This window comes from Duganella sp. GW821-FHT01E12 (assembly GCF_059422325.1).
The window spans coordinates 75,518-95,764 of record NZ_JBWKWR010000013.1 but is presented as its reverse complement, the minus strand read 5'-3'; the positions used below and the strand labels follow the sequence as shown (position 1 = coordinate 95,764).

Here is a 20,247-nt window from a genome sequence, read left to right as displayed (position 1 = left end):
TTACTCACGTCATTCGTCCAATGGCAGGCGCAGCAACAGGGTGGTGCCCTGGCCGGGCTTGCCGGTGATTTTCAGTTCGCCGCCGAAATGACGGCAGCGTTCATGCATGCCGAGGATGCCCCACGATTCGCGGTTGAGCAGGCGCTCGGCCTCGATGCCCAGGCCGTCGTCGCCGATGCGCAATTCCAGCACGCCGCCGGCGTAGTCCACCTGCAGCGTGGCGTTGCTGGCCTCGGCGTGCCGCACGACGTTGGTCAGCGCCTCCTGGGCGATGCGGAACAACATCGTGCTGCGCCCGGCGTCCAGTTCCAGCGCGGCCGCGGCCGGCGCCACCGCGCACTGGCAATGCAGGCCCGAGCGGCGTTCGACCTGTTCGGCATACCACTCCAGCGCGGCCCACACGCCCAGCTGGTCGAGCACGCTGGGGCGCAGGTCGGTGATCACGCGCCGCACCGTGTCGATGGCGTCCTGGGCCAGCCCGGCCACCTCGGCCAGCAGCGGCTCGGCCGGCGAACCGGCCGCCGCCGCGCGCTCGATGCTGACCGCGACATAGGCCTTGATGCCGGTCAGCAGGCCGCCCAGCTCGTCGTGGATTTCCTGGGCGATGCGCTTGCGCTCGTGCTCCTTGATCTGCTCCTGGTGCGCCGACAGGCTGCGCAGCGCCTGCTGCGACGCCAGCAACGCCTGCTCGGCCAGCTTGGTCTGGGTGATGTCGATCATGATGCCCTGCATGAACAGCGGCTGGTCCTGCTCGTCGCGCACCAGCTCGGCCTGGTCGCGGAACCACAGCGTGCGGCCGTCGCGCGCGTGCAGCCGGTATTCCAGGTGCAGCGGGCTGGCGTCGCGGCGGCTGCGCCGCATGGCCTGCAGGATCGCCTCGCGCTGCTCCGGGTCCATGCGCTGGCCGTGCAGCGCCGGATTGGCCAGCCACTCGGCCGGACTGAAGCCCAGCAGGCCGATCTGCGGACTGATGTAGCGCAGCGCGCCGCCCTCGCCCAGCTCGGCGATATAGCTGATCGCCTGCATTTGCTCGATCAGCGTGCGGAAGCGGGCCTCGGCCTGGCGCTTGTCGTTGAGCAGGCTCTGCTCGCGCAGCATGCGGTGGATCGCGCCCGGCAGGAACTCCAGGTAGTAGCCGTCGACATCCTTGACCAGGTAGTCGCGCGCGCCGCGCCGCATGGCCTCGGCCGCCACGGCGGCGCTGTCGGCGCCGGTCAGCATCATCACCGGGATGCCCTGGGCCGCGCCGTCGCCGTTCAGGTGGGCCAGGAACTCCAGCCCGGTCAGGTCGGGCAGATGGTAGTCGAGCAGGATGCAGTCGGGCTGCTGGCTGCGCGCCAGGTCCAGGCCCTGCTCGCCGCTGTCGGCCTCCAGCAGCACGAAGGGCGCGTCGGGCGCGGCGGCGAACGCGCGCCGGCAGGCCATGCGGTCGACCGCGTCGTCCTCCACGATCAGCACGCGCAGGGGGGCGTTCACGGCATCTCGCTGATGGTCCAGTACAGGTCGATCGAGCGCATCATCTCGACGAAGCGGCGGTAGTCGACCGGCTTGGCCATGTAGCCGGCCACGCCCAGGTCGAAGCTGTGCACCTTGTCCTGCTGTTCTTCGGAGGTGGTGAGCACCACCACGGGGATGCGGCGCAGCGACGGGTCGAGCTTGATCTGCTGCAGGAATTCGATGCCGTTCATGATGGGCATGTTCAGGTCCAGCAGGATGATGCACGGCCGCTCGTTGGCCGGGTCGCGCAGGTAAGCCAGGCCCGCTTCGCCGTGTTCCATGCTGACCACCGCGTTGCCGACATGGATCTCCTTGAGCGCGCGCTTGATGGTCATGATGTCCACGTGGTCGTCTTCGACCAGCAGGATGGGCTTGTTAATAATTTTCATGTAGACGGTCCTGTTCTGGATAAGGGGGAGCCGGACTTGGGCAGCGTGAACCAGAAGGTGCTGCCCTGCCCGATCTGCGATTCGAGCCAGATGCGGCCTTGGTACATTTCAACGATTTTCTTGGCCAGCGCCAGGCCGACGCCGGTGCTCTCGACGCGGTCGCGCGAGGCCAGCGTCTGGAACAGCTGGAAGATGCGCTCGAAGTGGCGGGTCTCGATGCCGGGGCCGTTGTCGCGCACGCTGAAGCGCCAGTGGCTGCCGTCGTCGGCGCAGCCGATCTCGATCACGCCGTCCGGCTTGTCCATGTACTTGATGGCGTTGGAGATCAGGTTGTGGAACACTTGCTGGATGCGGGTCGGCTCGATCAGCACGGTCGGCAGCGCCGGCGCCACCGTCACGCGGAAGTTCGGCGGCGGCGCCAGCAGGTCCACCACGTCCACCAGCAGCTGGTTCAGGTCGACCGGCAGCTGCGCCTCGCGCACCCGGCCCACGCGCGAGTATTGCAGGATGCCGTCGATCAGGCTGCTCATCCGGTGCACCCGGTTGATCAGCAGCCGCATGTGCTCCTTGCCCTCGTCGTTGAACTGCTCGGCGTAGTCGGTGGCCAGCCAGTCGGCCAGCGAGCCGATGCCGCGCAGCGGCGCCTTCAGGTCGTGCGACACCACGTAGGCGAAATTGGTCAGCTCCTCGTTGGCGCTGCTGATCTCCTGCATCAGGCGGCGGTTGCGGTCCTCCGCCAGCTTGCGCTCGGAAATGTCGCGCACCATGCCGGTGAACATGCGGCGCGCGCCCAGCTGCATCTCCACCACCGACAGTTCCATCGGGAACACGCTGCCGTCCCGGCGCAAGCCCTCCACCTCGCGGCCCTTGCCGATGATGCGCTTCTCGCCGGTGTCGCGGTAGTGGGCCAGGTAGCCGTCGTGCTGGGCGCGGTGCGGCTGCGGCATCAGCATCGACACGTTGCGGCCCGCCACCTCGGCCTCGCGGTAGCCGAACAAGCGTTCCGCGGCCGGGTTCAGGCGCTCCAGCACGCCCTGCTCGTCGATGGTGATGATGGCGTCCACCGCGGTCTCGAAGATGGCGCGCATGCGCGCCTCGCTTTCCTGCAGCGCCTGTTCGGCCAGCTTGCGCTCGGTGATGTCGCGCACCGTGGCCAGCACCATCTGCTGCCCCTGCGAGGTGCGCAGCGGCGACAGGCTGACTTCGACGCCGAACTCGCGGCCGTCGCGGTGCCGTCCGAACAGCTCGGCGCCGGCGCCCATGGCGCGCGAACGGGGCTGCTGGAAGAATTCGTCGCGCTGGCCCACGTGGGCGGCGTGGAAACGGGACGGCACCAGCGCTTCCAGCGCCAGCCCCAGCATCTCGTTCGGCCCGTAGCCGAACAGGCGCTCCAGCGCCGGATTGGCCAGCACGATCTTGCCGCCCTGGTCGACGATGAGCATGGCGTCGGTGGCCGAGGCCACCAGCCACTCCAGACTCAAGCCTTCTATACCGAGATTTTTCAAAGGTGCGTCCTGAATAACGATGCCAATCCGGCACCCAAACCTCGATGATACGTTTGAATCGCCCGAAACACAAAAAAAAGTGCCTTATCGGCAATTTATCGCCCCCGCTGTATTCCCGGGCATTTTGATCTGGATCAACGGGTGCTACTGACGGCGCGCCGGCGCGGCCCTACAGTGGTGCCATGAACCCGCCCTCGCCCCTCGAACTGGAAGTGCTCGCCGCACGCCTGCACCGCCAACGCGCCGAACTGGCCAGCCAGTTGCGCCTGCGGCTGGGGCCGCTGCCGCTGACGGCGCAACTGCTCGACGGCACGATGTCGCCGGGCGATCCCGCCGTCGCCAGGCAGCTGCCGGGCTGCGACCTGGTGCGGCTGGCCGAGGATCTGGCGGCCCTGCAAAGCCTCGACGGCGCCTGCGCGCGGCTGCAGGCCGGCAGCTACGGCCGCTGCCTGAGCTGCGGCGCCGCCATCCCGCAGGAGCGCCTGCGGGTGCAGCCGACCGCCCAGATGTGCCTGCCCTGCCAGGAGGCGCACGAGCGGCGCCCCCATCGCGGCCAGCGCGGCTGACCCACCCAAGCCCAACGGAGCCATACGACCGACATGTCCGCCCATCCGCCCAGCACCGCCAACGCGCAACAACAAGCCCTGCTCCAGACTTACGCAGCAGCCGACCACGACGCCGCACTGCGCCTGCTGGACAGCCGCGCCGGCGGCCTGAGCGAGCAGGAAGCCCGCGCGCGGCTGCAGCAAGCCGGCCCCAACGCCGTGGCCCACCAGGCCCACGGCAACGCCTGGGCGCGCTTCCTGACCTTGCTGGCCAGTCCGCTGTCGCTGCTGCTGCTGGCCCTGGCGCTGGTCAACTTCCTCACCGGCCAGGCCTGGGGCGCCGTCGTCATCGCCGTCATGGTGGTGCTGTCGTCGCTGCTGGCCTTTGTGCAGGAACACCGCTCCGACCTGGCGGCCGAACGCCTGCGCTCGATGGTGGCCACCACCGCCAGCGTGCTGCGCGGCGGCGTGGCCGGCGATCTGCCGCTGGCCGCGCTGGTGCCGGGCGACATCGTGCAACTGTCGGCCGGCGCGCTGGTGCCGGCCGACCTGCGCATCCTGTCCAGCCGCGACCTGTTCGTCAGCCAGTCGGCGCTGACCGGCGAGGCGCTGCCGGTCGAGAAGCACGCCCAGGCGCAGGCCGCGGCCGGCGTGCCGGCGCTGGAACTGGCCAACATCGCCTTCATGGGCAGCACCGTGGTCAGCGGCACCGCCAGCGCGCTGGTGGTGGCCACCGGCGCGCGCACCTGCTTCGGCCAGATCGCCAGCGACCTGGCCGGCGCCCGCGCTCTGACCAGCTTCGACCGCGGCGTCAACCAATTCGTCTGGCTGATGATACGGGTGATGCTGGTGATGATGCCGCTGGTGTTCCTGCTCAACGGCTGGAGCAAGGGCGACTGGCTGCAGGCGCTGCTGTTCGGGGTGGCGGTGGCGGTCGGCCTGGCGCCGGAGATGCTGCCGATGATCGTCACCATCAACCTGGCCAAGGGCGCGCTGGCCATGTCGGGCAAGCAGGTGATCGTCAAGCGGCTCAACGCAATCCAGAACTTCGGCGCGATGGACGTGCTGTGCACCGACAAGACCGGCACCTTGACCCAGGACCGCGTGATCATGGAGCGCCATGTCGACATCGAGGGCAAGGACTCGGCCCGCGTGACCGAGTACGCCTACCTGAACAGCTACTACCAGACCGGCCTGAAGAACCTGCTCGACGTCGCCGTGCTCAACTACGTGGACGTGCACGAGCACCTGGACGCCGACCACGCCTTCCGCAAGATCGACGAGCTGCCGTTCGACTTCCAGCGGCGCCGCATGTCGGTGGTGGTCGAGCGCAGCGACGGTACGCGCGTGCTGATCTGCAAGGGCGCGGTGGAGGAGGTGCTCAGCGTCTGCACGCGGGCCGAGACCGGCGCCGGCGTGATTTCGCTGCAGGACCACCACGGCGCCGCGTTGGACCGCGTGGTGAACGAGCTCAACGAGGACGGCTTCCGCGTGATCGCCGTGGCCTGCCGCGAGCTGGCCGCCGGCGACACCGTGATCGACAACCGCGCCGAGGCGGACCTGCTGCTGGTGGGCTACATCGCCTTCCTCGATCCGCCCAAGGACAGCGCGGCCGAGGCCCTGCGCGCGCTGAGCCACTACGGCGTCACGGTCAAGGTGCTGACCGGCGACAACGCCACCGTCACGCGCAGCGTGTGCCGCCATGTCGGGCTGCCGGTGCAGCAGGTCATGCTGGGCAGCGACATCGACGCGCTGGACGACGCCGCGCTGGCGCTGCGGGCCGAGGACGTGTCGGTGTTCGCCAAGCTGGCGCCGGCGCAAAAGGCGCGGGTGATCCGCGCGCTGCAAAGCCGCGGCCACGTGGTCGGCTACCTGGGCGACGGCATCAACGACGGCGCCGCGCTGAAGGCGGCCGATGTCGGCATCTCGGTCGACAGCGCGGTCGACATCGCCAAGGAATCGGCCGACATCATCCTGCTGCAAAAAAGCCTGATGGCCTTGAAGGACGGCGTGGTCGAGGGCCGCAAGGTGTTCGGCAACATCAGCAAATACCTGCGCATGAGCGCCAGCTCCAACTTCGGCAACATGCTCAGCGTGCTGGGCGCCAGCGTGCTGCTGCCCTTCCTGCCGATGGCGCCGGTGCAGATCCTGCTCAACAACCTGCTGTACGACGTGTCGCAGACCGCGCTGGCCAGCGACCATGTCGACGCCGGCTACCTGCGCCGGCCGCGCCGCTGGGACATCGGCAACATCTGGCGCACCATGCTCTACCTCGGCCCGCTCAGTTCGCTGTTCGACTACCTGACCTTCGGCGTGCTGTGGTATCTGTTCGACGCCGCCCGCCAGCCGGCGCTGTTCCAGTCCGGCTGGTTCCTGGAATCGCTGCTGACGCAGACGCTGGTGGTGCACGTGCTGCGCACCGGCAAGGTGCCCTTCGTGCAAAGCAAGCCCAGCACGCCGCTGCTGGCGACCACGCTGGCCGTCTGCGTGCTGGGCCTGTGGCTGCCGCTGGCGGCCTTCGGCGGCGCGCTCGGCTTCGTGGCGCCGCCGGGCGGCTACTGGCTGGCGCTGTCGGCCATCGTGGCCGCCTACCTGGTGTCGGCCCAGCTGCTCAAGGGCTGGCTGGCGCGCCGCTATGGCCAACTGTAGGGAGCGCCCATGAGCATCAGTGCCAATGTGATCGGACTGGGCGCCGCCCTCGGCAGCGGCATGCTGATCGGCATCGAGCGCGAGCGGCGCAAGGGCGGCGCCTCCACCCATGCGCTGGCCGGCGTGCGCAGCTTCGCGCTGGTGGCGCTAGGCGGCGCGCTGGCCCGCATCATCGACCCCGCGCTGACGCTGATGGCGGCGCTGCTGGTGGTCGCGCTCAACGTCGTGAGCTACTACCGCGCCAGCGAAAGCGAACCCGGCATGGTCACCCAACTGGCCCTGTTCCTCAGCTTTCTGCTGGGCGTCAACGCCATCGCCAATCCGGCGCTGTCGGCCGGCCTGGCGGTGCTGGTGGCGTCCATGCTCAACCTGCGCGCGCCGCTGCACCACTTCATCCGCGTCACGCTCAAGAGCGGCGAACTGCGCGACGGCCTGATCCTGGCCGGCTGCGCCCTGGTGGTCTGGCCGCTGCTGCCGGACGCGGCCAACAGCTGGCTGCTGGGCGTCAATCCGCGCCGCATGTGGGGCCTGGTGGTGGTGCTGATGGCGCTGCAGGCGGTCGCGCACATCGCCATGCGCATGGCCGGGCCGCGCATGGGCCTGGCGTTGACCGGGCTGGCCTCGGGCTTCGTCTCCAGCGTCGCCGCCAACGCCGACATGGGCCGGCGCTACCGCCGTGAGCCGTCGCTGCTGGGCGCGTGCGCGGCCGCCGCGCTGCTGTCGAACGTGGGCACCTATCTGCTGCTGTTGGTGGTGACGGTGACCATCGCCCCGGCCCAGCTGCTGCCGCTGGCGCCCACCTTCGGCTGCGCCTTGCTGGCGACGGTGCTGGTGTCGGCCGCGCTGCTGCACGCCGTGCCGCCCCAGGTGCGGCCGCCCGCGCGCGGCGGCCGCGTCTTCAGCATCCGGCAAGCCGTGCTGTTCGCGCTGATCCTGAGCGGCGCGACCGCGCTGATGGCCTACGCCAACGCCTATCTGGGCACGGCCGCGGCAACGCTGGGGGCTTTGCTGGTCGGACTGGTGGACGTGCACGCGGCCGCCAGTTCCATCCTGTCGCTGGCCGACAGCGGCGTGCTGACGCCGGCGGCGACGCGGCATATCCTGCTGTTCGCGCTGGCGGCCAACACCTGCAGCAAGCTGGCGGCGGCCGCGGCCGGCGGCGGACGGTTGTTCCTGCGGCGGGTCGGGTGGGGATTGTTGTCGATACTGCTGGCGGCCAGCCTGCCTTCGCTGCTGGCCTACCTGTGAGGCACGGCCCGGACTGCGCCGGGCCGCGCGCGCCGGGAACTAGTTGATCACCAGCTTCTTGGCGCCGTTGTTCGGCTTCTTGGGCAAGGTGAGCTCCAGCACGCCATCGAGGTATTTGGCTTCGGCCCTGGCGTCGTCCACATCCTTCTCCAGCGTGAAACTGCGGTACAGCTGGCCGACGTAGCGCTCGCTGCGCACCACCGTCTTGCCTTCCTTCTGTTCGCTCTCACGCTTGGTCTCGGCCGAGATCGTGACGCGGTTGCCGTCGACATCGACCTTGATGTCTTCCTTCTTCATGCCGGGCAGCTCGGCCTTGATGCTGTAGGCTTGCTCGGTTTCGGCCACGTCGAGTTTGATCAGCGGCTTGGCGTCGAAATCGCGCAGCATGTTTTTGAGTCGGAAATCGCGGAAAAAGTCTTCGACTCCGCGCAGCGGTTCCAGCCGCGCCAGGTCGCCAAAGGGATCGAACTGCATCAGATTGTTAGCCATGTCATGCTCCATTTGTCAGTGAACACCGGTGTGGGCAAACTGATGGTGCGCCGGCGTACGCGCCATCGCCGTCGAGCTACCGAATCACTGTAGCAACCGGGGCCGGCATTGTCTGTACGACATTTTGATTCAAGTCAAAGGCGCCGCAAATTAGACGGTCTTTTGACCTGGATCAAGCGACACCCTGTGCCGCCGCAACATCCGCCGCTACAGTCGATACTGCCGGGCCGAGCAGCGCCCACCGATCCGCACAGGAGCCACCATGCATCACCGACGTCATGCGCATTAGCCGCCGCCTGAGCCTGGCCGCCTTGCTGGCGGGCCTGCTCGCCGGCGGCGCGGCTCCGGCCCAGCCCGCGCCGCCGGCGGCCGTCCCGGTGCTGGTCTATCATCGCTTCGGCGCCACCGTGGCCGACAGCATGACCATCCGCACCAGCACCTTCGAAGCCCAGCTGCGCTACCTGTCCACGCACGGCTACACGGTCATCCCCTTGCGCCAGCTGCTCGACTACCTGGCCGGCAAGCAAGCCACGCTGCCGCCGCGCGCGGTGGTCATCACGGTCGACGACGGCCACCGCTCGGTGTGGGACGAGATGCGCCCGCTGGTGCTGCGCTACCGGGTGCCGGTGACGCTGTTCATCTATCCGTCGGCGATCTCGAACGCCTCGTATGCACTCACCTGGCAGCAATTGCAGGCGCTGCAGGCCAGCGGTTGGTTCGACATCCAATCCCATACCTTGTGGCACCCCAACTTCAAGCAGGAGCGGCAACGCTTGGCGCCGGCCGCCTACCGCCAGCTGCTGCGCCAGCAACTGTTCGGATCGCGGCAGCGCCTGCAGCAGATGCTGGGCGGCGAGGTCACGCTGCTGGCCTGGCCGTTCGGCATCGTCGACGACGAACTAATGCAAGCGGCGGCGCAGGCCGGCTACACCGCCGCCTTCACCCTCGCCGCGCACCCGGCCAGCCGGGCCGACGCGCCGCTGGCCCTGCCCCGCTACCTGATCGGCGACGCCTACGGCGAGCGCGCCTTCGCGCGCTTGCTGGAGCAGACACAAGCATCCGCCGCGGCGGCACACTGAACATTCACCAAGGACTATCCCATGCATCGACTCGTACTTGCGGCCGCCCTGACGCTCGCGCTCCCGCCAGCGCTGCCGATCGACGGCGTCGTCTACAACCAGGCCGACCAAAGCGTGATCGCCGGCGCCATCGTCACGTCCGGCGGCGCCAGCACATTGACGGACACGGCCGGCCGTTTCCACCTGGCCGGGACAGGGCCGGACGTGGCCGTCCGCGCGCCGGGCTATGGGCGGCGCCAGGTCGCGCACGCCGACGCCAGCGTGCCGCTGCGGCTGGCGCTCGCGCCGTTCCAGGCCAAGGCCGTGTATCTGTCGGCCTACGGCATCGGCAGCGACGCGCTGCGCGAGGCCGCGCTGCGGCTGGTCGATCAGACCGAGTTGAACGCGCTGGTGATCGACGTCAAAAGCGACCGCGGCATGATCCCCTACGCCAGCACCATCGCGCTGGCCGAGCGCGTCGGCGCGCAGAAGGTGCGCACCGTCCGCGACATGCCGGCGCTGATCGCGCAGCTGCATCAAAAGAACATCTATCTGATCGCCAGGATCGTGGTGTTCAAGGACGAGCCGCTGGCCACGGCCCAGCCCGATCTGGCGCTGAAGAACAGCGCGGGCCAGCTCTGGCGCGACGGCGAGAATCTGCCGTGGGTCGATCCGATGCGGCAGGAGGTGTGGCAGTACAACCTCGACATCGCCGAAGAAGCGGCGCGCCAGGGCTTCGACGAAATCCAGTTCGACTACGTGCGCTTCCCGGATGCGCCCGGCGTGCAGTACGCCCAGCCCAGCACGCAGGCCAGCCGGGTCGACGCGATCAGCGGCTTCCTGGGCGCGGCGCGCCAGCGGCTGGCGCCCTACAACGTGTTTGTGGCGGCCGACATCTTCGGCTACGTGCTGTGGAATACCAACGACACGGCGATCGGCCAGCAGCTGGAACGCCTGACCCAACCGCTCGACTACATCTGCCCGATGCTGTATCCGTCCGGCTTCAAATGGGGCATCCCCAACTACCGCAACCCGGTGGACCATCCGTACGAGATCGTCTACCAGTCGCTGCAGCGCGCCAAGCAGCGCACCGGCCTGGGCGGCGCGCGCTTCCGGCCGTGGCTGCAGGACTTCACCGACTATGCCTTCGACCGCCGGCCCTTCGGCGCGGCCGAGGTGCAAGCGCAGATCGACGGCGCCGAGGCGGCCCAGTCCAACGGCTGGATGCTGTGGAATCCGCGCAACCGCTACTCGGACGGCGGCCTGCACGAATGAGCCGTCACCCCTGCGGCGACGGCGGATAGCCGACCGATTGCGCGGCGATCACGTGCTGGTGCGGCGCCAGCCCCATCGCCTCGGCCAGCGCCGGCCGGTCAACCCAGCCGCGCACCACGGTGGCCAGGCCTTCGGCCGCGCAGAACAGGTAGACGTTCTGGCTGATGAAGCCGGTATCCAGCGCGGCGTAGAAGTTCTGCTCGGTGTCCGTGCGCACATCGCCCTCCTTGAACTTGGCCACGTAGATCAGATTGATCGGGGCGGTGGCGACGAAATCCTGGCGGCCGGTGGCGGCGCGGATATCTTCGGCCAGCACCGGCAGCAAGGCCAGCTGCTGCGCATCGAAACGATACAGCCCGGCGCGCATGGCGACGTAGATGTCGATCTCCTGGCCGTCGTTGGCCGACGGCGCCGTGCGCAGGCCCTGCTCCGGCCGGTTGATGCCGAACGCCGCCCATAGCAGGCGCGACAACGCGTACAAGGGCAGCTCGCCGGGACTGAACTCGCGGCTGGACTTACGCCGCAGCAGCACTTTGAACAAGGCCATGCTCAGCGGCGCGAATTCGGCGTCAAGCGCCAGGGCTTCGGGGGCGATCAGTTGCAGCGCAGGCAGGGGGACGTGGGGTGTGGTCATGGCTATCCATTCAGGTCAGGTGGTGGGGAATTCGTAGCGGCCCGCTTATTCCGGATCCCAGTAAAAATACAACTCGCGCACAGCAAGCGCCTGGACCACGAGCGCCTGCGACAATTCCTTGCCGTGGACGGTGGCCAGGATGCGGTAGCTGCCCGGCGCCAGTTTGAGGTAGCACAAGGGGCCGGGCGACACCAGCTTGGCCACCACCGCGCCGGATCGGTCGAGGATGGTCAGCGCGACGTCGGCGCGGTATTCGCCGCTGCCCTTGGTGGAAAAGGTCAGCCGCACCGGATAGTCGGCACGGGCCGCTTGCATGGCCTGCTGCTCGTCCTCGCCCACGCCGCCGCTCAAATAGACGACGCCGTTTTGCGTCTGCGGCACCAGCTCGGCCGCCAGCGCGCAGCCTTGCGCAACCAGCGCCAGTATCAACACCCAGTTTTTCAATGCGTACATGGCAGATCCTCCGTGAAGAATCCTCACAGTAGTAGGAGCCGCGCATAAAAGCACTAGGGCCGCCTGACCCAAATCAAAAAACCCCCGAATTGTTCCGCGCGCCGCACCACAGGTGAAAACCGCGTGGGTCGGAAGGTTTTGATCTACATCAAGGACTTTGCGGCGCAAGCGGCGCGATGATCACCGTACCCCGCCGACGGCGGCCTGTACCACTCACCTCAGCGGCAGAAAGCGCATATGTACCAGACCATCTTACTTCCCAGCGACGGCTCGGATTTGTCCAAGGCGGCGACCACCGCCGCCATCGAACTGGCGCGCAAGCTCGGCGCCAGCCTGGTTGCCATGTCGGTAGCCGAACCCTACCCGTACTCGCCGTATGTGGAATTCGGCGCCGTGATGGATGTTCAGGTTTTTGCCGACGCCATGCAGGCGGCGGCGCATGCATGCGTGCAGGAGATCGGCGCGGCGGCGGCCAGCGCGGGCGTGCCCTGCACCACCCACGTGGCCACCTCGCTCAGTCCATCCGACGAGATCGTGCGCACGGCGCAGGAATACAATTGTGATTTGATTTTCATGGCCACGCACGGGCATGGCGGCCTGCAGCGCTTGCTGCTCGGCAGTCAGACGCAGCGCGTGCTAGCCCACGCGACTGTTCCGGTGCTGGTGTATCGCTGACCCGGCATCGCCGCACCAGGATACTGGCCGGTATGCGGAGAGTTCCGGCCGGTCACTTCTCTTCGACCCAGTTGAACTCCGCCCAGTCGCGGGCGTCTTCCTCGTTCAGCCGCTGCAAGCAGCCGCAGGGGCAGATGCGCACGACATCGCTCAGATAACTCCATTTATGGAAATTGAGCCGACAAAGAAACCGCTTAGTGACGGGCAAAGTGCTGTGCACCGTGTCGAGCAGAATTCTTTCCATGATTGCCACCCTGTTGGACTTGGTCGAACTGGCAAAACTACCCGTCGGCACGGCCATGTTACAAATCAATCAATCTTCTTGATTGTTTTTCATTACCACAAGGAAAGGATAGCATCTTATGGGAATTTTTCCATCCTTTTGCTTAGCGTTCGACTTTTGTACAACAAGTGACTGGTGGAAGTGGCCTTGGGTGGCGGCAATCCACGCTTCATCGGATTCTTCAGCGTGATCATTGCCCTCGCAAAAAATACTCCGCGTACAATACGAGGAGCAAGCATGAGGCGGCCTCGCAACCCTTTCCCGGAGTGACCCATGATCAAAAAAACCGACATCCCAGCCAAAAAATCACCCGCAATCGCCATCAACCCTGGTGACGAATATCTGGCGGATAACGCAGCTACGAGAAGGAAAGGCGGCCTGGTCGACGAAGAGCAGGCGGACAACGGGGGCAAGAAAAGAACTGGCAGCCTGCCCGATGATGAGCTGCTTGCGCAAAGCGGAAAAAAAGGCGGGCTAGTCGACGATGACACTGAGCTGGCGTAACGATTCCACTTCGTCCATGACGGCGCATTACGTCCGGCACCGCCGGGGTAAGTTGGTCAAGCCGACCAAGTAGAATTTTTGCGGAAATGGCGCCGCTTTGAGGAAAGTCAGCGTTCCAGTCCGCTCGACTGGAGCCTGCATGGATGCTGGCGATGCTCCGAGCCGGAATCGAAAATTGGCTTGCAGGCCTGATGGATCAACGCTTTGGCTCGGGTGCAGAAGGAGATGCTCCCTCAACTGCCCCCTCGAATATGTATAAAAAATCCATATCGCGACGACTTATTCATTCTAGCTCGAACTTTAAGCAACTACCAGAACTTTTAATCCCTTCTTGAATTTCAAGCGAATTCTAGATTTAGATAAATCCGGCAGCCTGAATAATTTCATTGCAAATGCTGGGTCCGCTTTCGCCCCGTTGCGGACCGTCGTTAGATTACTCATATAATCGTTATTTCCGAAGAATTCCTTGTGCTGTAACAGAATAGTAAAAATGATGGGTGGTTGATTTATATTAATTTCATGCTGACTATTAATGAGCATGCCCTAATATATCTTCGGCTTTCAGCAATACATAACCTGGACGTGCCATTAGTTTTTCCAATTCGGTCTCGTGCCCAGAGTTGTGCGAAATTAACAACTGTATCAACGGAAGAATCCCACCGACGCCCGCCGCGATATTTTCTGTTCCTATTCCATACGCAGATAGGCCCAGACCGAGAATTCCGTATGTAACTTTCCAGTACTTTGATGAATACTTTCTCTTCGCATTTAGTTCTGCTCGCACTTCTATTGCTTGGTCTCTTAAGGAATCTAACGATACCAGTGCCGAATCTAACGCTCCCTCAGCTAGATCCACAGAAAAAATCTTAGTCAGCTTAGACCTAAAAGCTGGCAAGGCAGTTGCAGCTTCCTCACGAAGCTGAACAATTTGCTCTGGGTTCAATTCACTCACCCAGGGAACACTTATTTCGCGCTCTTTTTCCAGTAACAGCATTGACCTTCTACTTAGCAGCCGACCATCCTGTTCAAGGAGGCCGGCTAGTCCGATACGAGAATTAGATACAATTGAACCTCCAGTTAATGAAGCTTCTCGGGCAACAAACAAAATAGACCGTAGTTCTTGCTCGATATACGGGGACATAAATTCGCGTAATTTCGGCAACTCTGTCGCATAAGGATTCGTCAATATCAACGACGGCTCGAAGCATTTCCCTGTATCAGCGTTATAACCACCTAGCTCTCTGGAGCTAATTTTAAAATCAGCTTTGAATTTCTTAGATAGTTTATTAGCTAGAGAAGAAACTTCACCAATAAGCATGTCTGAGCAGTGATCACAAATACCGAAGAAGGGTGATCTAAATTTCATCAATCCCGCATTTATTAACGGAGCAAGTCTGCCAACAATTAACGCGTCCTCGATAAGAATATCAATTTTTTCATTGGTCGCCCTACCAAAATCTACTAACCGATAGGATATGGTATCCGTCAGCCATATTCTGTCAGCAATTAGTCCGACGCTGCGCGCGACTCTATCTGCAGCTTTCAATCTGCAATCAAATGCACCGCAGCCGTCTCCACTAATGAGGTCTAGCGCTCCATGCAAATGGATATTCAGCTTTCCGGGATCCCTTGCGATAGCCATCTCACTCGCATCTGGAAAGTCAAAAAAACGAGCTTGAGCTTTAAGTTCCGGAAGAATAGCTCTGATACGTTTTCTGGAATCCGCCCATCCATCACATTGAGCCACCTCATTTACCAGCAACTGTAGTGCTGGGGGGATATCGGAGAGTTCTTTAAGCATATGTACCAAAAGAGGTTATTCAAGAAAAATTCTTACAAAAAAATAATAGCCCGTTTTTGGCGGCTAGCTGACTAACTCTCCCTGGAGGTTACTCGACCAAGCCGCTCCATAAAATCACGCGGTTCCGCAGAGAATCTTGCCGCCCGCGAATTATGAACAGCGTAGTTGAGCGCGGCCACCTCCGCCATGATTATTGAACTCGCTTCTGGGAGGAAAAGGAAGCAACCTAGCGCACGTGCAAGTTCAACAATTTTCAAGCACATGTGCGACGTCTCCTCCCGCGTGTCAATGCGAAATTGGAGAGACTCAACGGCATTGCCAGCATAGCTAACTTGTACATCGCTCTTGGCTTGGTCACCAAAAATTTTAATCGTTTCACTCCACGATTCCGTTGGTGGCAATATTTGCGCAATCAAGTCGACCAGATTTGCGCTGGGTTGATTCTGTTTCCAGGCCCTCGACATATCATAGTACCCTTCGCCGTCGCGCAGCATTTCTGGAACATTTCCCTCTATCTCTGCCCATGCCTGCGGTATTAGTTCTATTACGCACTGCCAAATAGCCATCGAGCACCTATTATGAAAATGAATGACCGTTCCTGGCCGAAAACTGTCAACTTAGTTCAAATGTTACAACCAGCCAAGGTGCTTGATGTAGGCGATGACGAATTGGGATACTACCCCCAGCAGGCTCACCCAAAAGACCAGCCACATCTGCCATCGCTTTACCGATGCATCATTTGCTTCTGCCCTGGCCTTTCGTAATCGGTCTAAGTGCTCCAACCCCCATTTGATTATCTCAATAGGAGAGCGCTCCGCGCCGGAATGAGCTCTGAACTGACTCCTAAAGATATCATTGGAAGTGAGTGCTTCAATGGCTGCGCTTCTTTCCGCACCTTCGCTGATTTCCTTCAGCCATCCTGGAAGACCTTTACCTGCTCTTAAATTTTCTTTCCAAGAATTTATACGTGCTTCGGTTGCACCTGGGCGAAACATCTCGGGGCGAGACGCAACTATGACCTTTACATCGCAGTTAGCTGGCAATCCGAGTCGGTGTACCAATCCCTTGTATGTAATCAGTGGGTTCTCATCGTTAGACGCGAGAATCCAGATAGCAGAAACGGTATCAAGGTCGTCTAATTCTCGCATGGCTGTCATGGTTAATTTTTATATGAAATCTTCTGTCCGGAATTGGCCGGCTGCAGCCTAGCGTTGCCAAAGTAGCTCCAAGTCTCCATCGACGAATCCAATGGCAACCGCTCTAGTTTCTTTCAGCTTTGCGACAGGTGAGGAAGGTTCACTTAGTTTATTTTTCAGAAGCCGCTTAGTCTTGCGCAAGCATTCATCCCAGCCTTCGTTGGCAAATGTGCGTGGGATAGAAATCGACCGAGGACGGGCGACCCAAGCCTCGCCGCATGCCCAGTCAGGATCCTCCGGATCAAACTCGTCGGCGCCAATTAGTTCAATGCCATACTTCGCTTCTGCGGATTCAAGTTCAAAGAGGTTGAATGAAAATGCGACTACAGTGATGGGCACACCTGGCGTGAGCACGGAGGCAAGCCAGCTATCGAATTCGTCGGAAAAATGCATGTTCAGGGTCATTTAATTTAGAGGCGCTTGCAACTCCAGTTTTGGCCGCTATGCGTCTTTAGCTTTGCTTCTCAATAATTCTTCATCGAACCAGACGTCTTCGTAATCCGGTGCGAGTAACACTCTCCATCCTGGCGGGAGCCCTAGATACGGAACAATCATATCGCAGTATTCCGGCAGGTGTGCAGCGCATAGTGGCTGATAAAAGTCAGTATCCGTAGAGTGCTCGCCACCGTAAATGTACCAGCCACAATCGCCGTTCTCTGGCTGGACTCGAACCGCATGAAGAGGGACGTTCGCTAAAGTTCCCAGAGCAATTCCGACCTTTTCATGCCCGCTAGGCGGCATGTATTGGGCATTGAATCGCTGGCAAATTTGCTGCTGGTCGGAGGGCATATCAGGGCCTTAGTTTCTTAGTGATCTCAAGGGCGGCTTCTAGCCGATACGCAACCAACGCATCGCCCTTGAAGAACACCGCCCCGGATAGCCCGATTCTTTAATGCGAGAACCCAAGGATTGCCGGTATCAGTAAGGCAGGCTTCTATCGGCCAGCCAGGTGCTGTTTCAATAAGATGCATGAGCGATGAAGCGAACCCGAAGCATCCATCTTCCCCAAAAAGTCCGAGAAGCGCAATGGCCTCTTCGTCGGTGATTGGCCGCGTGATTCCTCGATACTCGATTTCATATTTTCGAAGCGTCTCGACATCGCCGTCGTCTTCGCTTGGCAGCTCACCTAGCTCGACGAGCCTCCGAATTTCTGCTCGCATATCTATTCCTCGCTAAATGCCATGGTCTGCTGTTGGCCGATGGGTGTCATTTCGTATGGTAAATTTTGATAACGCGCCCATCTCTTTTTGATATTACAGCGGTAGGTGCCCCGCCAACCCAACTGTCAGACATGCTGCGTGTGACAGTCCATTCGCCTCTTTTCAGAACTGCACTATAAGGTCTCTCCGACGCTATCTCCTTTTCGCCATATACAGGATTCCAGACCGCAATCGCTATCGCAATGGCAGTCGTCGCATCTGGCACCATACCCTCTTTGGGTTGGAATCCAGCCGTATTGGCGTTTTCTTTAAGCGCGTCGGAAGAAGTTGTGCCTGCAAGGGCAAAGCTAGACACGATTAGTGTGGCTAACAATACAACTAAGGTGCAACACGTTTTCATGTAAATTCCATTCAATCTCAGCGACAGCTTTTGGCCGACTACAGCCAGGAGCCAAGTCAATTAGTGATGTTGGTAATTTTTGCAGGTTTTTATTGCATGGTCATCTCGAACGGCATCATCGTACTTCACCCAGCTCTTTATACCCTTAGTACGGGACTTCTGAAGCAGAATCCAGTGCTCCACCTTTGGTGGGCGACTCAACTCAAAGTATGTATCATCGGCTAGTGGCAGTCCGCCTTCAATCTCATGTCCGTCAATCCAGGCGTGGTAATACAGATACTCCCATTCGGCCAACGCATACACCTCTGTCCCAACCTTCAAACTAAGATGATTGTTGTCAAAGTCATTCCGCTTGACCACGGCCAAGCCTGGTTCAGTAACGACATCCCGAATTTCAAGCATCACTACATGGTCCTTTGTTCGAAATTTTTGAACCGCTTTCGAGTTATCTTCCGGCGATTCGTACCCGGTGGAGGGACCTGTTAACGTTATCTTTAGCGGAAGAACACAGTCCCAGTAATCGCCAGCAAAAGTCATTGGTAATGGAGGAGGCGAGCCGTGTGGAAGCGCATTGCACGGGAGGCATGATGCCAACAAAGAGGCTGACAAAATAAGGCGTTCAATCATATCAATTCAGTTTTGAGCGGCGGCTTCTGGCCGGAAGAAGTCGCAGTCCTTCTCAGGGCATAGTCCACACGACCTCCTCTGGCTGCGGCTTAAGGCCAAGGCAGGCAAAGCGATAATAGATTGCACTAGGCGAACTTGCAGCTGGTACACGCCCACTAGCAAGCCGATCCAACTCCGCAAAGGTAATGGTGGTTTCGTACATCGGCATGCGCCCTTCCACATCGTAAAAATTGCCTATATAAGGGTGGCCAAACTTGATCTGTTTGCAGGAAATAGCCAATGTGCTCAGTATCAGCTTGCCGTGGTACTCCGTGGGGGGATCATCACGAATGGTCTTTATATGCACTAGCACCCACTCCCCGTTGACTTCCAGATAGTCTAAATTCAGATATTCGTCATATGGGCCTTTATCGGTCGGACCGATCATTGGCGATGCATCCCGATAGATATGCACCCAGCTTTCGGCCTTAGTCGACTTTGTTGCAACTTCGGCCAGTCGTCCCGGCTCCTGCGCGGATACGGATATCGCACATGACGTTGATAACGTCAAGCCAACAATAAATTCTTTGATTCGTTGCTTCAGGAACCGCATTCGAATGTTCAACTTTCTTTGGAACTGTATTTATATTTCATGAATTCAACGGCTGCTTATGGCCGAACTCGGCCAAATTGGCGTATCTCTACGTGGCACTGAATTATCCCCAGAAACAGGCGCAAGGATCGGCATCAATCTCGGCAATGACTTCTTCAATTGAACGCGCCGCAGGCAAGGGTTCATAACTGTGCCACTTCAAGTCTCTGCGCTGCCAATACAATTGCCAAACGCTACGTGTCCTAACAAATGTCGCTTTCGCAATAGGAATTTCATGCGTTTCTCCGTTCCCTTGCCAAACTGGTCGTATCTCAAAAATTTCGATGCTCTGCCCTGCAATCCTGAAATCAAGATCGACTTCCTTTCGGACGTGGACGGGCGGACGACGCCTTGCAACGAAGGCTCCAACTGCGTTTTCAACTCTCTTTTTCTCCAACTCGTTCAGCACTATAGACCCCTCAAGTTCCTGAAGTTTCAGTGGCAGATCCTGGCCGGATGAGGCCAATTAAGCGTCAATCTTAGGCCAGACGACGGCCTGGGCCACGATAACGCTTTCCCCATTAAACGTCACTGACGGCGAGCGGTAAAGCACATACCCTAGAGCAAGCGCTTCGCTAACGCGACGGCAAAATTTTGCGTCGTCAGGTCCCGTTAGCACTCGATAAATTGGCAAATCGTCCGGTGGTATTTTCATCGTTTCCTTTCACATGCTGAAGCAGCTGCTCCTGGCCGATTTCGGCCGACTCAAATCACAATAATTTTCGATAGACGAGAAAACCTGACTTCTGGGCAATCTTGTCATACAGTCGCATGGCTGTAGTATTAGTCTCGTGTGTTTGCCAGTACACTCGAGGACATCCTGCGGTTGTCGCTTCCGTGTAAACCCGCTCTATAAGACACCGGGCGACACCCTGTCCCCTGGCTGATGCGTCGGTGAATACATCTTGTAGATAGCAGCTGGGCCCGACCTGGATTGTGCTTCGATGATAGAGAAAATGAGCTAGCCCTACGACTTTGTCGTCTTTCACGGCGACCAACGCGTGCATCGGCTCGTAGGCGTCGAAAAACCGTGACCAAGTGATTAGGGTGGTATTTTCGGGTAGCGCTGTTTCGCCATGGCGTCCGTAGAACTGATTGTATCCAAGCCACAGTTCCCGCCATTCCTGGAAATCGCTTTCTTTGAGAGCTCGAACCAAAATGCTAGAAGCACTGTCCATAAATTCCATCAATATTTCTAATTTTACAATATAAAATTGCGACTGCTACA

Annotated in this window: 25 protein-coding genes; 7 read left to right on the top strand and 18 right to left on the bottom strand. The window is 60.8% G+C overall.

The genetic code is table 11. The features are described 5' to 3' along the window. Positions 1-9: 9 nt before the first annotated feature. Genes AC07WS_RS26630 through AC07WS_RS26620 form a run of 3 tightly spaced genes read right to left on the bottom strand, consistent with a single transcriptional unit; the run spans position 10 to position 3,391 of the window. Entirely contained in the window at positions 10-1,476 is a 1,467-nt protein-coding gene (locus tag AC07WS_RS26630; RefSeq protein ID WP_494731966.1) for a response regulator, read from the bottom strand. Then, entirely contained in the window at positions 1,473-1,886 is a 414-nt protein-coding gene (locus AC07WS_RS26625) for a response regulator (protein ID WP_494731965.1), read from the bottom strand. Before AC07WS_RS26625 ends, AC07WS_RS26630 begins: the two co-directional genes overlap by 4 nt. Continuing rightward, entirely contained in the window at positions 1,883-3,391 is a 1,509-nt protein-coding gene (locus AC07WS_RS26620; protein ID WP_494731964.1) for a sensor histidine kinase, read from the bottom strand. Before AC07WS_RS26620 ends, AC07WS_RS26625 begins: the two co-directional genes overlap by 4 nt. A 182-nt stretch (positions 3,392-3,573) precedes the next feature. Here AC07WS_RS26620 and AC07WS_RS26615 point away from each other — a divergent pair, with 182 nt between their 5' ends. From AC07WS_RS26615 to AC07WS_RS26605, 3 genes are read left to right on the top strand one after another with little or no spacing between them, the layout of a single operon-like run. Further along, positions 3,574-3,957, top strand: coding sequence for a TraR/DksA family transcriptional regulator (locus AC07WS_RS26615; RefSeq protein WP_494731963.1), 384 nt, complete (start codon positions 3,574-3,576; stop codon positions 3,955-3,957). A gap of 33 nt (positions 3,958-3,990) precedes the next feature. Then, positions 3,991-6,585, top strand: a complete 2,595-nt coding sequence (mgtA, locus tag AC07WS_RS26610; protein ID WP_494731962.1) for a magnesium-translocating P-type ATPase — start codon at positions 3,991-3,993, stop codon at positions 6,583-6,585. 9 nt (positions 6,586-6,594) lie between these two features. Next, positions 6,595-7,833 carry an MgtC/SapB family protein gene (locus tag AC07WS_RS26605; protein WP_494731961.1) on the top strand — a complete coding sequence of 413 codons (1,239 nt, stop codon included), beginning with the start codon at positions 6,595-6,597 and terminating at the stop codon, positions 7,831-7,833. 39 nt (positions 7,834-7,872) lie between these two features. Here AC07WS_RS26605 and AC07WS_RS26600 read toward each other — a convergent pair whose 3' ends face one another. After that, a complete protein-coding gene (locus AC07WS_RS26600) occupies positions 7,873-8,322 on the bottom strand; it encodes an Hsp20/alpha crystallin family protein (RefSeq protein ID WP_494731960.1) in 450 nt (149 codons plus the stop codon). Positions 8,323-8,600: 278 nt separating this feature from the next. On the opposite strand from AC07WS_RS26600, the gene AC07WS_RS26595 reads away from it, so the two are divergent. Both AC07WS_RS26595 and AC07WS_RS26590 read left to right on the top strand, forming a co-directional pair. After that, positions 8,601-9,401 carry a polysaccharide deacetylase family protein gene (locus tag AC07WS_RS26595; RefSeq protein WP_494731959.1) on the top strand — a complete coding sequence of 267 codons (801 nt, stop codon included), beginning with the start codon at positions 8,601-8,603 and terminating at the stop codon, positions 9,399-9,401. Positions 9,402-9,422: 21 nt separating this feature from the next. Next, a complete protein-coding gene (locus tag AC07WS_RS26590; protein ID WP_494731958.1) occupies positions 9,423-10,655 on the top strand; it encodes a putative glycoside hydrolase in 1,233 nt (410 codons plus the stop codon). Positions 10,656-10,659: 4 nt separating this feature from the next. Here the strand turns inward: AC07WS_RS26590 and AC07WS_RS26585 are convergent, their stop codons facing one another. Both AC07WS_RS26585 and AC07WS_RS26580 read right to left on the bottom strand, forming a co-directional pair. Continuing rightward, on the bottom strand, positions 10,660-11,289 hold the full coding sequence (locus AC07WS_RS26585) for a SagB/ThcOx family dehydrogenase (RefSeq protein ID WP_494731957.1): 630 nt from the start codon (positions 11,287-11,289) through the stop codon (positions 10,660-10,662). Between the two features lie 45 nt (positions 11,290-11,334). After that, entirely contained in the window at positions 11,335-11,742 is a 408-nt protein-coding gene (locus AC07WS_RS26580) for a carboxypeptidase regulatory-like domain-containing protein (protein ID WP_494731956.1), read from the bottom strand. Between the two features lie 237 nt (positions 11,743-11,979). Here AC07WS_RS26580 and AC07WS_RS26575 point away from each other — a divergent pair, with 237 nt between their 5' ends. Further along, positions 11,980-12,417, top strand: coding sequence for a universal stress protein (locus AC07WS_RS26575; RefSeq protein WP_494731955.1), 438 nt, complete (start codon positions 11,980-11,982; stop codon positions 12,415-12,417). A 52-nt stretch (positions 12,418-12,469) separates the two neighbouring features. Here the strand turns inward: AC07WS_RS26575 and AC07WS_RS26570 are convergent, their stop codons facing one another. Further along, positions 12,470-12,718, bottom strand: coding sequence for a hypothetical protein (locus AC07WS_RS26570; protein ID WP_494731954.1), 249 nt, complete (start codon positions 12,716-12,718; stop codon positions 12,470-12,472). Positions 12,719-12,973: 255 nt separating this feature from the next. Here AC07WS_RS26570 and AC07WS_RS26565 point away from each other — a divergent pair, with 255 nt between their 5' ends. Further along, positions 12,974-13,204, top strand: a complete 231-nt coding sequence (locus AC07WS_RS26565) for a hypothetical protein (RefSeq protein ID WP_494731953.1) — start codon at positions 12,974-12,976, stop codon at positions 13,202-13,204. Positions 13,205-13,733: 529 nt separating this feature from the next. Here AC07WS_RS26565 and AC07WS_RS26560 read toward each other — a convergent pair. The 11 genes from AC07WS_RS26560 to AC07WS_RS26510 all read right to left on the bottom strand — a co-directional run bounded on the left by AC07WS_RS26560 (position 13,734) and on the right by AC07WS_RS26510 (position 20,206). After that, complete coding sequence (locus AC07WS_RS26560) at positions 13,734-15,005, bottom strand: hypothetical protein (protein ID WP_494731952.1); 1,272 nt, start codon at positions 15,003-15,005, stop codon at positions 13,734-13,736. Between the two features lie 71 nt (positions 15,006-15,076). Then, complete coding sequence (locus AC07WS_RS26555) at positions 15,077-15,571, bottom strand: hypothetical protein (RefSeq protein ID WP_494731951.1); 495 nt, start codon at positions 15,569-15,571, stop codon at positions 15,077-15,079. A gap of 63 nt (positions 15,572-15,634) precedes the next feature. Further along, on the bottom strand, positions 15,635-16,162 hold the full coding sequence (locus AC07WS_RS26550; protein ID WP_494731950.1) for a hypothetical protein: 528 nt from the start codon (positions 16,160-16,162) through the stop codon (positions 15,635-15,637). A 48-nt stretch (positions 16,163-16,210) separates the two neighbouring features. Beyond that, a complete protein-coding gene (locus AC07WS_RS26545; protein ID WP_494731949.1) occupies positions 16,211-16,606 on the bottom strand; it encodes a hypothetical protein in 396 nt (131 codons plus the stop codon). A gap of 36 nt (positions 16,607-16,642) precedes the next feature. After that, complete coding sequence (locus AC07WS_RS26540; protein WP_494731948.1) at positions 16,643-16,990, bottom strand: immunity protein Imm33 domain-containing protein; 348 nt, start codon at positions 16,988-16,990, stop codon at positions 16,643-16,645. Positions 16,991-17,407: 417 nt separating this feature from the next. Further along, positions 17,408-17,629: an NTF2 fold immunity protein gene (locus AC07WS_RS26535; RefSeq protein ID WP_494732036.1), complete on the bottom strand. Its 222-nt coding sequence runs from the start codon at positions 17,627-17,629 to the stop codon at positions 17,408-17,410. A gap of 192 nt (positions 17,630-17,821) precedes the next feature. After that, positions 17,822-18,388, bottom strand: coding sequence for a hypothetical protein (locus tag AC07WS_RS26530; RefSeq protein WP_494731947.1), 567 nt, complete (start codon positions 18,386-18,388; stop codon positions 17,822-17,824). A gap of 52 nt (positions 18,389-18,440) precedes the next feature. After that, positions 18,441-18,980 carry a hypothetical protein gene (locus AC07WS_RS26525; RefSeq protein WP_494731946.1) on the bottom strand — a complete coding sequence of 180 codons (540 nt, stop codon included), beginning with the start codon at positions 18,978-18,980 and terminating at the stop codon, positions 18,441-18,443. 103 nt (positions 18,981-19,083) lie between these two features. Continuing rightward, the gene (locus AC07WS_RS26520; protein WP_494731945.1) at positions 19,084-19,428 is read right to left on the bottom strand and encodes a DUF3024 domain-containing protein; all 345 of its coding nucleotides are present in this window, start codon (positions 19,426-19,428) and stop codon (positions 19,084-19,086) included. Positions 19,429-19,485: 57 nt separating this feature from the next. Next, entirely contained in the window at positions 19,486-19,674 is a 189-nt protein-coding gene (locus tag AC07WS_RS26515) for a DUF1737 domain-containing protein (protein WP_494731944.1), read from the bottom strand. A gap of 55 nt (positions 19,675-19,729) precedes the next feature. After that, complete coding sequence (locus AC07WS_RS26510; protein WP_494731943.1) at positions 19,730-20,206, bottom strand: GNAT family N-acetyltransferase; 477 nt, start codon at positions 20,204-20,206, stop codon at positions 19,730-19,732. Positions 20,207-20,247: the final 41 nt, after the last annotated feature.

Excerpts from the sequence above, each read along its gene's own strand:
- AC07WS_RS26625 (WP_494731965.1), bottom strand. The coding sequence starts at position 1,886 with ATGAAAATTATTAACAAGCCCATCCTGCTGGTCGAAGACGACCACGTG.
- AC07WS_RS26615 (WP_494731963.1), top strand. The coding sequence starts at position 3,574 with ATGAACCCGCCCTCGCCCCTCGAACTGGAAGTGCTCGCCGCACGCCTG.
- mgtA (WP_494731962.1), top strand. The coding sequence starts at position 3,991 with ATGTCCGCCCATCCGCCCAGCACCGCCAACGCGCAACAACAAGCCCTG.
- AC07WS_RS26605 (WP_494731961.1), top strand. The coding sequence starts at position 6,595 with ATGAGCATCAGTGCCAATGTGATCGGACTGGGCGCCGCCCTCGGCAGC.
- AC07WS_RS26600 (WP_494731960.1), bottom strand. The coding sequence starts at position 8,322 with ATGGCTAACAATCTGATGCAGTTCGATCCCTTTGGCGACCTGGCGCGG.
- AC07WS_RS26595 (WP_494731959.1), top strand. The coding sequence starts at position 8,601 with ATGCGCATTAGCCGCCGCCTGAGCCTGGCCGCCTTGCTGGCGGGCCTG.
- AC07WS_RS26590 (WP_494731958.1), top strand. The coding sequence starts at position 9,423 with ATGCATCGACTCGTACTTGCGGCCGCCCTGACGCTCGCGCTCCCGCCA.
- AC07WS_RS26585 (WP_494731957.1), bottom strand. The coding sequence starts at position 11,289 with ATGACCACACCCCACGTCCCCCTGCCTGCGCTGCAACTGATCGCCCCC.
- AC07WS_RS26580 (WP_494731956.1), bottom strand. The coding sequence starts at position 11,742 with ATGTACGCATTGAAAAACTGGGTGTTGATACTGGCGCTGGTTGCGCAA.
- AC07WS_RS26575 (WP_494731955.1), top strand. The coding sequence starts at position 11,980 with ATGTACCAGACCATCTTACTTCCCAGCGACGGCTCGGATTTGTCCAAG.
- AC07WS_RS26570 (WP_494731954.1), bottom strand. The coding sequence starts at position 12,718 with ATGGCCGTGCCGACGGGTAGTTTTGCCAGTTCGACCAAGTCCAACAGG.
- AC07WS_RS26565 (WP_494731953.1), top strand. The coding sequence starts at position 12,974 with ATGATCAAAAAAACCGACATCCCAGCCAAAAAATCACCCGCAATCGCC.
- AC07WS_RS26560 (WP_494731952.1), bottom strand. The coding sequence starts at position 15,005 with ATGCTTAAAGAACTCTCCGATATCCCCCCAGCACTACAGTTGCTGGTA.
- AC07WS_RS26555 (WP_494731951.1), bottom strand. The coding sequence starts at position 15,571 with ATGGCTATTTGGCAGTGCGTAATAGAACTAATACCGCAGGCATGGGCA.
- AC07WS_RS26550 (WP_494731950.1), bottom strand. The coding sequence starts at position 16,162 with ATGACAGCCATGCGAGAATTAGACGACCTTGATACCGTTTCTGCTATC.
- AC07WS_RS26545 (WP_494731949.1), bottom strand. The coding sequence starts at position 16,606 with ATGACCCTGAACATGCATTTTTCCGACGAATTCGATAGCTGGCTTGCC.
- AC07WS_RS26540 (WP_494731948.1), bottom strand. The coding sequence starts at position 16,990 with ATGCCCTCCGACCAGCAGCAAATTTGCCAGCGATTCAATGCCCAATAC.
- AC07WS_RS26535 (WP_494732036.1), bottom strand. The coding sequence starts at position 17,629 with ATGGTGCCAGATGCGACGACTGCCATTGCGATAGCGATTGCGGTCTGG.
- AC07WS_RS26530 (WP_494731947.1), bottom strand. The coding sequence starts at position 18,388 with ATGATTGAACGCCTTATTTTGTCAGCCTCTTTGTTGGCATCATGCCTC.
- AC07WS_RS26525 (WP_494731946.1), bottom strand. The coding sequence starts at position 18,980 with ATGCGGTTCCTGAAGCAACGAATCAAAGAATTTATTGTTGGCTTGACG.
- AC07WS_RS26515 (WP_494731944.1), bottom strand. The coding sequence starts at position 19,674 with ATGAAAATACCACCGGACGATTTGCCAATTTATCGAGTGCTAACGGGA.
- AC07WS_RS26510 (WP_494731943.1), bottom strand. The coding sequence starts at position 20,206 with ATGGAATTTATGGACAGTGCTTCTAGCATTTTGGTTCGAGCTCTCAAA.